Origin of the sequence: Streptomyces rubiginosohelvolus (genome assembly GCF_014649875.1) — a bacterium.
In the GTDB taxonomy this organism is placed as follows: Bacteria; Actinomycetota; Actinomycetes; order Streptomycetales; family Streptomycetaceae; genus Streptomyces; species Streptomyces rubiginosohelvolus.
This window is the reverse complement of sequence record NZ_BMTW01000003.1, coordinates 369,783-381,350: the sequence shown is the minus strand read 5'-3', so window position 1 is coordinate 381,350 and position 11,568 is coordinate 369,783. Positions and strand designations below refer to the sequence as shown.

The following is an 11,568-nucleotide window of genomic DNA, read 5'->3' as shown; positions in this document are numbered from 1 at the left end:
TTTCACTCGGGAGGGGGCCGACCGCATGTCCCCTCCGGATCGATCCGGGGGAGTTTGCGGGGTCCCTGCCCAAAAGGTCCCGGCCCGGCTACCCTGAAACCGTGCCGGACGACGTGGGGGGCAAGCCGTTTCCTGACGGCTGGGAGCCCGACGACGACCGCGGGGGCGCGGACGAGGACTTCGCCTCCGTGGTGTTCGACGAGGACTTCGTCCGGTCGGCGCCCGTCCACGAACCCACCGCCGTGGAGCGCCTGCTCGCCGCCGCCGAGGCCCGTGCCGAGGCCGACGCGGCCCGCGCCCGCCGCACCCGTCGCGCGGACGACGACGAATACGGCTACGGCGGCTCCCGGGGCTACCACGACCCCCAGGACCTCGACTACGACCCGGACGACGGCTTCGGGGACGACGACGGCGGCGGCCCCGGGCCCTACGGCCGCCACGGCGGCTCCCTGCGCCCCTACCGCAACTCCGCCCGCTGGCACCGGCCGGTCGCCTGGCTGCTCGCCGTGGTGATGGGCGTCGGCATGGTCTCCCTCGCCTTCACCGCGGTCTACCGGGGCGCGTCGAACAACCGCGAGGACCAGGTGCCGCCCCCCGCCAGCAGCGGTGTGGACAAGCCCGGGGCTGCCCCGTCGGCCTCCGCGGACTACTCCCGCCCCGTGGTCTCCGCCGAGCCCCGGGTCCCCTGAGCCGGGCTCCGGGCGGCCGGCCCCCGAGGACCCCGGCTCCCCGCCCCCTCCCGTCACCCGTTCGCCGACCGCGACCCCCGTCGCCTCCGCAGTTCCCAGCGGTCTCCGCGTTTACACGGACCGCAATCGACCTACCCTGAAGATGTGACCCCTCGTTCCCAGGGGGGCTTCTCGCTGCCGCACGCCCCGCTCGGCCGAAGCAGACCGTTGCGCACCGAACCGACCGGTGTGGAGATCGGGAGAGAAGTCATGACAGGCCGCTCAGAACCGCCGGACGGCCCGCCCGAGAACCCCGCGGGCGGCGAGGACGAATACCGCTCGCTCGTCTTCGACGAATCGTTCATCCAGGCTGCCCGGATGCGGGAGTACTCGGCGCAGGAACGCATGGGCGACCACGCCCGCGCCGTCCGCACCGTGCCGGAGGAGCAGCCGCCCGTGCGCAGCGGAGGCGGCTCCCGGGCCGCCATAGCCCTGGTCGTCCTCATCGCCCTGGCCTTCGCCGTGGCCGTCTACATCGGATTCCGCAGCCCGTATCCCCAGCCGGCCCCCCGGCGCGCCGAACCCCTGCGGACCACCGTCATCCCCCTGGCTCCCCGGGGCGCCGTCCCGGGCGGATCACCCGAGCAGCTCTACCGGGCCGAGCCGGTCTCCGGATTCCGCACGGGCGCGGAGGGCATCAACTTCCCCGCCGTGAAGCGCACCCAGAACTTCTCCGACAGCCAGATCACCGCCGCGCTCGCCACCGTCAAGGACTACCTGGTGGAGTCGTCCCTGAACCCCGACGTCCTCACCGGCTCCGTACGCCGGCCCGTCGAGCACCTCATCGACCCGGATCAGCGCACCCAGTTCGAACGGAGCCTGAGCGACCCGGCGGACGACGGGAGCCACGCCGCCACCGGCTGGCTGGTCCGCTTCGACCCGGAGCGGGTGGAGCTCGCGGACCCGCAGATCCGGGTCCAGGGCACCCTCCGCTACGAGGAGGAGGCGGCGGGCGTCCTCGGCGTCGTCTCGGACCACACCTTCACCTACGCCCTGCGCCCGGCGGAGGGGTCCCCGAGCAAGGACGGCGCGTCCCTGTTCACCGTGCGTCGCGAGCTGCACTTCCGCTTCGACCGGGAGGACCTGCGGCTGCACCGCCTGGAGGTGCGCACCGCCCACGTCCAGGCCGGGCCGCAGTCCTGCTCGGCCGACGCGACCGGGATGCTCCGCCCTCTCCTGGCCGGGGAGAAGGCGGACGCCCGCGGCCCCGCCGCCACCGACCCGTACGCCTCGGGCCCGCCCACGGCGGCCCTGTGCGGGACCCTGGCGGACGTCAGCCCTTCGACGGCCCCGAGCTCCCCTCCTCCGGGTCCTGAGGCCGACCGGACTCCCCGCCCGTAGCGGAGCCGGAGCCGCCTCCGGTGAACTTGTCGCGCAGCTTGCCGCCCAGGTCCCCCGCGCCCCCGGCGATGTCGCCCACTAGCTTCATCAGCGGGTCCTTGCTGGTGCGCACCGTGTCCGCGTAGTGCGACGCGGACTCCCGGAACGAGTCGGTCACCGAGGTGTCCTTGTCCTCGTCGCGACGGGGGTAGTGGCCGTCCATGATCCGCTGGAACTCGCGGGTCTCCGACCACTTCTTCAGCTCGGCGGCCCGCACGGCGGTGAACGGGTGCGTCCGGGGCAGCACGTTCAGGATCTTGAGGACGGAGTCGCGGAGGTCACCGCTCTTCTCGTACTCGTCGGCCTGGGCGAGGAAGGCGTCCACATTCATCTCGTGGAGGTGATTGCCGCCCGCGATCTTCATCAGGCCGCGCATCGACGCCTGGGTGTCCTGGCCCACCAGCAGCCCGGCCCGGTCCGCGGACAGCTCCGACTTGCGGAACCACTCGCGCAGCGCCGTCACGATCGCCATGATCGCCACATTGCCCAGCGGGATCCAGGCGACCTTCACGGCGAGGTTGGTCAGGAAGAGCAGTATCGTCCGGTACACCGAGTGACCGGAGAGCGCGTGGCCCACCTCGTGGCCCACCACCGCCCGCATCTCCTCCTCGTCGAGCAGCTCGACCAGGCCCGTGGTGACCACGATGATCGGCTCGTCGAGACCGATGCACATGGCGTTGGGCTGCGGGTCCTGCTTCACGTACATCGGCGGGACCTTCTCCAGGTCCAGGATGTAACACGCGTCGCGCAGCATGTCGTTGAGATGGGCGAACTGCGCGTCGCTCACCCGGACGGAATCGGAGAGGAAAAGCAGCCGGAGGCTCCGCTCCGGGAGCAGCCCGCTGAGCGCCTTGAACACGGTGTCGAACCCGGTCAGCTTGCGCAGGGCCACCAGGGCCGAGCGGTCGGCGGGGTGCTCGTAGGCCCGGGAGGAGATCCCGGGAAATCGCCGGCGCGCCCTGCTCGGCACGTTCTCGTGACTGTTGTCGGTCATGGATGGCCCCCTGTTCGTACGAGACGTTGCTCGTCCCCCGGACAAAAGCCAGCGTATGCGCTGGCGCTACGGTGTGCGGGGGGCTGTGGATAACTTTGAGGAGCGCCCGAAATGCCGCACACCGCCGTACTGCTCGCCGCCGCGTCCCAGGAGCAGGGACCGGGCGACACCCTCCGGATCGTGCTGCTCGTCTCGATCCTCGGAGCGGTGCTGCTCGCCTGGTTCCTGCTGCGTGGATACCGCAACGACGACAACAACGACTGAGTCGCCGTGAGCGTGCCCGAGGGTCCCGCATACGATGGCCCCGACGTCTTCCTTCCGACTCACGATCGATAGGTCCTGCCGAAGATGAGCCTCACGAGCACCACTCACCAGCTGGTCACTCTCGCCTCCGGGGGCGAGGGCGGCGGCAACCACGAAAGCCTCAACCCCTACTTCGTCGGCGCCGGGGCCTTTGTCGCGCTGATGCTGCTCCTGTTCATCACCATCAGCTTCAACCGCGACCGCTGAGCCGGGGGCGTACAGCTGTGCCAGTAGGCTCTGCACGCATGGGAGAGCAGGAAGTGCCTACCGGCCCCGGCAAGCGCCGTATCGGCGTGATGGGCGGGACATTCGACCCGATCCACCATGGACACCTGGTGGCGGCCAGTGAAGTGGCCGCCCAGTTCCATCTGGACGAGGTCGTCTTCGTACCGACCGGGCAGCCGTGGCAGAAGAGCCACAAGAACGTCTCCCCGGCCGAAGACCGTTATCTGATGACGGTCATCGCCACCGCGTCCAACCCGCAGTTCTCCGTCAGCCGCAGTGACATCGACCGTGGCGGACCGACGTACACCATCGATACGCTGCGGGACCTGCGCGAGGTCCACGGCGACGCGGACCTCTTCTTCATCACCGGCGCCGACGCGTTGTCCCAGATCCTCACCTGGCGCGACGCGGAGGAGCTGTTCTCGCTCTCCCACTTCATCGGTGTGACCCGCCCGGGTCACGTGCTCACGGACGACGGACTGCCCGAGGGCGGTGTCTCCCTCGTGGAGGTGCCCGCGCTGGCGATCTCGTCCACGGACTGCCGTGAGAGGGTCGCGCAGGGGGAGCCGGTCTGGTACCTGGTGCCGGACGGCGTGGTCCGCTACATCGACAAGCGCCAGCTGTACCGCGGCGAATGAGCCACGGAGAGGGGCACCGGTGAACGACCGACAGAACCCGTACGACCCGTACTACCAGGAGCCGCAGATCGTCGGCTACGACGCGTACGGGCAGCCGGTCTACCAGCAGCAGGGGCAGCAGGGCTACGACCAGCAGGGCCAGGGCTACGACCCCTACGCCGCCCAGCAGGGCCAGGGCCACCAGACCCAGGACACCACCGGCTACGGCTACGGCTACGACGCGTACGGCAACCCTCAGCAGCAGCCGGGCTACGACCCCTACGCCACCGGTCAGCAGGGCCAGGCGCAGCAGGGGCAGGGCGGCGACCAGGGGTACGGCTACGGCTCCTACACCGACTACGGCTACGCCACCGGGCAGCAGCCCGCCGCGGTCGACACCGGCGAGCACTGGAGCATCCCGCAGCAGGGCGCCGCCCCCGCACCGGAACAGGCCCCGCCGCAGACCCCCGTACAGCCCTCGCCGCAGGAGGCCGCGCCGGAGGCGGAGGCCGATGCCGCGCTTCCCGGGCAGCGCAAGCCCGCCCCGGACTACCGCACCGAGCAGTTCTCGTTCATCGAGGAGCCCGACGAGGACTCCGAAGACGTCATCGACTGGCTGAAGTTCACCGAGAGCCGCAGCGAGCGGCGCGAGGAGGCCCGGCGCAAGGGCCGCAACCGCATGGTCGCCCTGATAGTCGTCGCCGTTCTCGTCGTCGTCGGCGGGGTCGGCTATCTGTGGTCCGCCGACATGCTCCCGGGCCTGTCCGGAACGGACGAGAAGAAGGCCGTCGCCGCCGGGGCCCAGCAGCGCGACATGATCGTGGTGCACCTGCACGACACGAAGAAGGGCGGCACCTCGACGGCGCTGCTCGTCGACAACACCACCACCAAGCAGGGCACCACCGTCCTGCTGCCCAACTCCCTCGCCGTCGCGGGCGACGACGGGACCACCACCACGCTCGGCAAGTCCGTCGAGGACGACGGCAGGACCGGCACCCGGGAGTCGATCGACACCCTCCTCGGCACCCGGATCACCGGCACCTGGCGGCTGGACACCCCGTACCTGGAGAACCTCGTCGAGCTGGTCGGCAACATCGAGGTCGACACCGACACCGAGGTGCCCGCCGCGAAGAAGGGCGAATCGCCCCTGGTGAACAAGGGCGAGGCCCAGACGCTCAGCGGCCCGATGGCCGTCGCGTACGCCACCTACCGTGCGGAGGGCGAGCCCGAGGCCAAGCAGCTGACCCGCTTCGGCGAGGTCATGCGGGCCACCCTGCGCAAGGTCTCCGAGGATCCCAAGGCCGCCACCGTCACCATCGAGACGCTGCTCCAGGTGCTCGACCCGTCGCTGCCCGAGAAGGACCTAGGGGCCTCGCTCGCCAAGCTGGCCTCGCGGGCCAAGGTCGGCGACTACAAGACGGCCCTGCTGCCGGTCCAGGCGGACGGCACGCTCACCGAGGCGGACACCCGCGGCGTCGTCAAGGACATCCTCGGCGGCACCGTGAAGGCCCCCGAGGAAGGCGCTCCGCTCCGGGTCGCCGTCCGCAACGCCACCGGGAACCAGAAGGCCGCCGAGGCCGCCCGGGTCCAGCTGGTCAACGGCGGTTACGCCTTCGTGGACAGCGGCAAGGCCGGGGCCGAGGCGTCGTCCGTCGTGCTCTACCGGTCCGCCGAGGACAAGGAGAAGGCCGTCGAGGTGGCCAAGACCCTGGGTCTCTCCGCAGGCGATGTGAAGAAGGGCGAGCCGGCCGCCAACGCCGACGTGTCCGCGGTCCTCGGCCAGGACTACAAGGTCCAGTAGCCCTCGGGCTGCCGTCGGCCGGCGGCAGCCCGGGGAACGCAGTAAGGCTCTGTCGGCGGTCCGTGAGACCCTGGTGGTTGCATCCGACCGCCGACGAAAGCCTGCATGTGACCGCCACGGACCGCTCCATCGAGCTCATCAACGCCGCCGCACAGGCGGCCGCCGACCGGCTCGCGCACGACATCATCGCCTACGACGTCAGCGATGTGCTGTCGATCACCGACGCCTTCCTGCTGGCCTCGGCCCCCAACGACCGTCAGGTCAAGTCGATCGTCGACGAGATCGAGGAGCGGCTCCAGAAGGAGCTCGGCGCCAAGCCGGTGCGCCGCGAGGGCGACCGCGACGCCCGCTGGATCCTCCTCGACTACGTCGACATCGTCATCCACGTTCAGCACAGCGAGGAGCGCGTCTTCTACGCGCTGGAGCGCCTGTGGAAGGACTGCCCGGAGATCGCCCTCCCCGAGGACGCGATCAAGACCCGCGGCAAGGCCGAGGAGCACGCACAGCTCAACGGCGGCACGGAAGGTGACCAGAGCTGAACGGCAGCAAGAGCGGCAAGGGCCGCAGAATCGTCCTCTGGCGGCACGGCCAGACGGCATGGAACCTGGAGCGTCGCTTCCAGGGCTCCACGGACATCGAGCTGACCGAGGCCGGCATCGGGCAGGCCCGCCGCGCCGCCCGGTTGCTCGCCTCGCTGAAGCCGGACGCCATCGTGGCCTCCGACCTCCGGCGGGCGGCGGCCACGGCCGCCGAGCTGTCCGCCGTCAGCGGCCTGACCGTCGCCCATGACGCCGCACTCCGTGAGACGTACGCGGGCGAGTGGCAGGGGCTGACGCACCAGGAGATCGTCGAGCGCTACGGCGAGCAGTACGCCGCCTGGAAGCGCGGGGAGCCCGTGCGCCGGGGCGGTGGCGAGCTGGAGACCGAGGTCGCCGACCGGGCTGCTCCGGTCGTTCTGGAGCATGCCGAGAAGCTTCCGGATGACGGCACGCTCGTCGTCGTCAGCCACGGCGGCACGATCAGGACGACGATCGGCCGGCTGCTCGGCCTGGAAGCGCACCACTGGGAAGGGCTCGGCGGTCTGTCCAACTGCTGCTGGTCCGTCCTCGGGGAGGGCGCGCGCGGCTGGCGTCTGCTGGAGCACAACGCCGGCACGCTTCCGGAGCCGGTACTCGGCGACGACGCCTAGACCGGCCTTCCGGGCGGCCGTCCAGCGGTCGTCGGGAGGCCGTTCGCGGGCCGTCCCCGGGCGGCCCGGGCCGGATTTCACTTTCCGGCCGGTCGCAGGCTAAAGTTCATCTTGTTCGCAGCGCGGAAACGCAGGGAAACACAGCGAACAGCGGGGCTATAGCTCAGTTGGTAGAGCGCCTGCATGGCATGCAGGAGGTCAGGAGTTCAATTCTCCTTAGCTCCACAATCAGGATCCCGTCCCCATCAGGGGGCGGGATCTTCTGCATGGAGGGGACGGAGGGCGTCGAGCGGGCTGCCCCTCTTGCGGGGCCATGGCAGAATCGGAACGCCGGAGGGGGCGACGTACCGATCGGGAGGGAGCGCGATGCCTGCGAGTCGCGAACACGTCCCCGACCAGCGCCTTGTCGCCGCCTCGCCCCCCGGCCCCGTAACGTCCGACGTTCGATCCCGTCTCGGCTGTCCGTCCTGCGGTTCGTCCCATGTGGCCCAGGTTCTGGGTGACAACGGAGGGGTCTCCTACGTGTGCACGGCCTGCGGCCACAGCTGGAGCTGACTGATGGGTGCACACAGGCGTAAATGCGACTGGTGCGGCAGCGGTACGCCCATCGTCAGGGACATGGACCCGGTCAACGCGGAGTACCAGTACTGGTGCGAGGAATGCGCACGGGCGCTGATCATAAAAGGCGACCCCATCGAGACCTACCGGGAGCTGGAGGGGGAGCCGATCTACGGGCGGCTCCTGGAGGAGCACTGCACCCTCAAGCGCTTCTACTCCTTCGCGACCGCCTGACCTGGTCTGACCTGCGGCTGACGGTCGAACGTCCTGGATGATCCGGGCATATCGGTGCGGACCGGAAACGATTTGGTGAAGCACCGGGGGGACCGTGTAATGTTCTCGATGTCGCCAAGGGGAACCGGGCGGCAAGCAACGAGGGGCTATAGCTCAGTTGGTAGAGCGCCTGCATGGCATGCAGGAGGTCAGGAGTTCAATTCTCCTTAGCTCCACAGGATCGACAGTAAAGAAGCGGGCCACCCGGATCGGGTGGCCCGCTTCTTTTGTCCGGATCGCCTTCGGCTCGGATCAGCCGCGCCCGCTGCCCAGTGCGCGTCGATTGGCTGCCGGCAGGGCGGGGCGCTGTTCGGCAGGCGGCTGGTCGATACGGAGCGCCAGCGCGGGGCAGCGCCGTACGGCCCGCTGGGCACGTCCGCGCAGATGCACCGGAACGGCGGCGTCCGCCAGTGCCGGATAGCCGTCTGCGCCCAGCCGGATGAGCTCGGGGACGATGTCCGCGCACAGGCCGTGGCCCTGGCAGAGCGTCCAGTCGACCGCGAGCTTCTCGCCGCTCGGAATCGACTCCTCCAGATCCTGGTAGCCCGGTGCGGGCAGCGGCAGCACCCCGACGGTCTCGCGGCCGCAGCCGCCGTCCAGGACATGCGCGGCGAGATCGTCCGTGAACGCCGACAGGGTCGAGAGCAGGAACCGGGCGGAACCGTCCGGGTGTTTGCACGCCCCGCGGCCCTTAACGGCCTGGGCGACCTGGCGCAGGGCCTCCAGAGCGGCGGGCCCGCCGCCGTTCAGCACGTCGGAGAGCCCACCCGCGGCGGCGGGGAGCCCCAGCTTGCACGGGCCGCACTGCCCGGCGGTCTCGGCGGCCAGCCAGTTGGCTATCCGGAGGGACTCGCCGAGCGGGCAGGTGTCGGGGCCGATCGGCAGGATGGCCCCCGCACCGAGCGCGCCCCCCACGGTGGCCAGGGACTCGCGGGAGATCACGGCGTTGTGCGAGGAGACCGCGTCGATCCAGTTGCCGTGGTAGCCGCCGGTCAGCACGCCCTGGGGGAGCGGTGGGGCCCCGGCCATCTCCAGGACGTACCGCAGCGGCACCCCGGTCGGCACCTCGACGACCATGGGCCTCGCCACGGCGCCCGAGACGGTGAGCAGGACGGTGCCGGGTTCGTTGGGCAGCCCGGTGTGCCCGTAGCGGCGGGGGCCGATCCGGGCGGCGACGGCGAGCTGGGCGTACGTCTCCGCGTTCGACAGCAGCGTCGGCGAGCCGCCCACCCCGGTCTCCGCCGCCCGCTCGCGCCGGCCCGGCGGCAGGGCGGGCCCGCCGTTCGCCGCCCGGATCACCGAGGACGCCTCGCCCGAGACCATGCGTTCCGGGGTGCGGACCACGCGGGCGCGCAACTGCTGGCCGCGCCGGTCGGAGAGGCCGCGTTCGGCGAGGGCAGCCCGTACGGAGATCTCCGTGGAGTTGCGGGTGACGGCGACGACCAGGGTGCGTGCGCCTAGCGCCTCCGCGGCCAGCAGCGCACCGTCCAGGATCAGGTGCGGGGCGCGGTTGAGCAGCACGGTGTCCTTGCGGCAGGCGGGTTCGCCCTCGCTGCCGTTGATCACCACGACGGGCCGCACCCCGCGCCGGATGGACGCCTTCGCCACCGCGCGCAGCTTCTTGCCGAACGGGAAACCGGCGCCTCCCCTTCCGCGCAGGGAGATCGTTTCGGCCAGTTCGGCCAGCCGCTCACCGGTCATCGGCTCCAGCGGGCCGTGCACCTTGAGGTGCATGGCGAGGTCGAGCCGCTCCACCAGGTCGAAGCCGGTGGTCAGTTGCGGCAGTCCGACGACGCGGACCTCGGGCACATCGGGGAGGGGGACGTTCACTATCGGTCTCCTGCGGGTGCGTGCCAGGGTTCGCCGGCCGGGGGCGCGGTGAACGGCCCTGCCCCCGACTCGGCACGGGGCGCGGCGAAGGGCGAGGGGGAGGTGAGGGGAGCGGATGCGGTGGTGTCGTACGGGGTCGGTGCGCCGGCGTACTCCGATGTCACGTACGTCGGTGTGCCGGACCCGTGTGTGCCGGTTTCGGGTGTGCCGGATTCCGGAGCGGCGTGTTTCGGTTCGGCGGGCTCCGTGGGCCCGTACCTCGGTGTGCCGTGCCCCGGCGTTTCGTACGGGGACGTCGCGTACGCGTGCTCCTGCGCGGTGTACGCGGGCGGGTTCTGCGGGGGCGGACCGTGGTGCGCCTGTCCGGGCGGGGCGGGGGAGGGCGAGGGCCAGCGGGTCTCCGAGGGGGTCGACGGGCCCGATATGCCGCCGCCGAGCGAGACGGCGCGGTACCCGGCCGTTATGCCCGGTCCAGGCCCCGGCCCCGCCTTCCCGCGCCCCGGGTCCGGCAGCTCCTCCGGCGGGCCGAAGGCGATGCGGTCGGCGCTGCGGGGCGGAGGCTCGTACAGCGGGGGCTCGTACAGCGGTGACCGGCCGCTGTACAGCGTCTCCGTCGGCGCTTCGTGCAGCGTGCCGGGGATCGCCGTGGGAGGGGGCGCGGTCGGGGGTAGCGGCGCCGAGAGCGTGCGCGGGCGCACCGGCGTGCCCCGTACGTCCCGGTCCGTCTCGCCCCAGGCGGCCGGATCGGACCAGGGCTCCCCGGCGGACGAGGAGGACTCCCGCAGGACCGGATCGGGGGCGGCCGGGGGCCCTTGGCCCAGCAGTTCGGCGACCCGGTCGGCGATCCGCCGTTTCGTCGGGCGCGGCAGCAGCCGCAGACACAGCGCCCCGGCGACTCCGACGAGGCAGAGCCCGTACATCACGACCACCCAGGTGGCAGGCGCACGCCCCGCGTACAGGCCGTGGATCAGCGCGGCGCACCACGCCGGATACGCCAGCGCGTGCAGGGCGCGCCACCGGCCCGCGATCCCGCCCGTGTCCCGGGGCGACCCCAGTGACTGCCCGAGCCGGGCGGCTTTGGGGGAAGGGTGGGCGAAGGCGCTGCGCAGGGCGCCGGTCGCGGCCGTGACGACCATCAGCAGCCCGGCCAGCGAACCGAAACCGATCAGCCCCGCCGCGCCGGTCACGCCGAGGCTGAAGGGTATGAGGGCGCCGATCAGAGCCACATGCCCGAGGGCGACCTTCACGGTTCCGTGCAGCAGCAGAAAGCCGAGCGCGGCTAGGGCGGTGGCCCGGTGGATGCCCTGGCAGACGATCCGCTGACGGGTGGAGAGGAACAGCCGGTCGGTGGCCAGCAGGCCCCAGGCGACGGCCGCGCTGAGCGACACCAGCGACAGGACGCCGGTGGTGAAATCGAGGGTGGCGCGCAGCTCGTCGCTCCCTGCGACGGCGAACAGAGGGACGAAGACCAACGCGGCGACAGTCAGGCCGCCCTGTACCGGCCGACTCATTGCGGGGCTCATGCTGGGGGATACGCGGATCTTGCGATGAGGGTTCATGGGGGCGACTCCGAATAGTTCGGCAAAGCGGTCCCGTTGCCGCATGCTAGGACGCCCCATACCAACCAGTACGAGGTTTGCTCGGTTGCCCCGATAGAGGTCGGTACGCGG

13 protein-coding genes and 2 tRNA genes are annotated in these 11,568 nt (G+C 71.2%); 12 read left to right on the top strand and 3 right to left on the bottom strand.

What is annotated here, in order from left to right:
* Positions 1–101 precede the first annotated feature (101 nt).
* Together IE134_RS11595 and IE134_RS11590 are read left to right on the top strand one after the other, a co-directional pair.
* The gene (locus IE134_RS11595; protein ID WP_030708312.1) at positions 102–689 is read left to right on the top strand and encodes an SCO2584 family spore wall biosynthesis protein; all 588 of its coding nucleotides are present in this window, start codon (positions 102–104) and stop codon (positions 687–689) included.
* Positions 690–938: 249 nt separating this feature from the next.
* Positions 939–2,069: an SCO2583 family membrane protein gene (locus IE134_RS11590; RefSeq protein ID WP_098894883.1), complete on the top strand. Its 1,131-nt coding sequence runs from the start codon at positions 939–941 to the stop codon at positions 2,067–2,069.
* Here IE134_RS11590 and IE134_RS11585 read toward each other — a convergent pair.
* On the bottom strand, positions 2,002–3,102 hold the full coding sequence (locus tag IE134_RS11585; RefSeq protein ID WP_030708307.1) for a M48 family metallopeptidase: 1,101 nt from the start codon (positions 3,100–3,102) through the stop codon (positions 2,002–2,004). The two genes, IE134_RS11590 and IE134_RS11585, sit on opposite strands and share 68 nt — an antisense overlap.
* A gap of 111 nt (positions 3,103–3,213) precedes the next feature.
* On the opposite strand from IE134_RS11585, the gene IE134_RS11580 reads away from it, so the two are divergent.
* The 10 genes from IE134_RS11580 to IE134_RS11535 all read left to right on the top strand — a co-directional run bounded on the left by IE134_RS11580 (position 3,214) and on the right by IE134_RS11535 (position 8,244).
* The gene (locus IE134_RS11580; RefSeq protein WP_010062924.1) at positions 3,214–3,366 is read left to right on the top strand and encodes a hypothetical protein; all 153 of its coding nucleotides are present in this window, start codon (positions 3,214–3,216) and stop codon (positions 3,364–3,366) included.
* 84 nt (positions 3,367–3,450) lie between these two features.
* On the top strand, positions 3,451–3,612 hold the full coding sequence (locus IE134_RS11575) for a hypothetical protein (protein ID WP_010062923.1): 162 nt from the start codon (positions 3,451–3,453) through the stop codon (positions 3,610–3,612).
* Between the two features lie 38 nt (positions 3,613–3,650).
* Positions 3,651–4,268 (top strand): nicotinate-nucleotide adenylyltransferase, encoded by a 618-nt coding sequence (gene nadD / locus IE134_RS11570; RefSeq protein ID WP_030708304.1) that lies wholly within the window; start codon positions 3,651–3,653, stop codon positions 4,266–4,268.
* A 19-nt stretch (positions 4,269–4,287) separates the two neighbouring features.
* Positions 4,288–6,048, top strand: coding sequence for an LCP family protein (locus IE134_RS11565; protein WP_189430378.1), 1,761 nt, complete (start codon positions 4,288–4,290; stop codon positions 6,046–6,048).
* Between the two features lie 107 nt (positions 6,049–6,155).
* Complete coding sequence (rsfS, locus tag IE134_RS11560) at positions 6,156–6,587, top strand: ribosome silencing factor (RefSeq protein ID WP_010062919.1); 432 nt, start codon at positions 6,156–6,158, stop codon at positions 6,585–6,587.
* Positions 6,584–7,237, top strand: a complete 654-nt coding sequence (locus IE134_RS11555) for a histidine phosphatase family protein (RefSeq protein ID WP_030708300.1) — start codon at positions 6,584–6,586, stop codon at positions 7,235–7,237. Before rsfS ends, IE134_RS11555 begins: the two co-directional genes overlap by 4 nt.
* A 152-nt stretch (positions 7,238–7,389) precedes the next feature.
* A tRNA-Ala gene (locus IE134_RS11550) sits at positions 7,390–7,462 on the top strand.
* A gap of 141 nt (positions 7,463–7,603) precedes the next feature.
* Positions 7,604–7,792 carry a hypothetical protein gene (locus tag IE134_RS34615; protein WP_073776932.1) on the top strand — a complete coding sequence of 63 codons (189 nt, stop codon included), beginning with the start codon at positions 7,604–7,606 and terminating at the stop codon, positions 7,790–7,792.
* A 3-nt stretch (positions 7,793–7,795) separates the two neighbouring features.
* Complete coding sequence (locus IE134_RS11540; protein WP_003969224.1) at positions 7,796–8,029, top strand: hypothetical protein; 234 nt, start codon at positions 7,796–7,798, stop codon at positions 8,027–8,029.
* Positions 8,030–8,171: 142 nt separating this feature from the next.
* Positions 8,172–8,244 (top strand) — tRNA-Ala (locus tag IE134_RS11535).
* A gap of 76 nt (positions 8,245–8,320) precedes the next feature.
* Here the strand turns inward: IE134_RS11535 and IE134_RS11530 are convergent.
* Positions 8,321–9,898, bottom strand: a complete 1,578-nt coding sequence (locus IE134_RS11530; RefSeq protein WP_098018383.1) for an NADH-quinone oxidoreductase subunit NuoF family protein — start codon at positions 9,896–9,898, stop codon at positions 8,321–8,323.
* Positions 9,898–11,409: a hypothetical protein gene (locus tag IE134_RS11525; RefSeq protein WP_189430376.1), complete on the bottom strand. Its 1,512-nt coding sequence runs from the start codon at positions 11,407–11,409 to the stop codon at positions 9,898–9,900. The genes IE134_RS11530 and IE134_RS11525 overlap by 1 nt, the downstream gene beginning before the upstream one ends.
* Between the last annotated feature and the right edge of the window lie 159 nt (positions 11,410–11,568).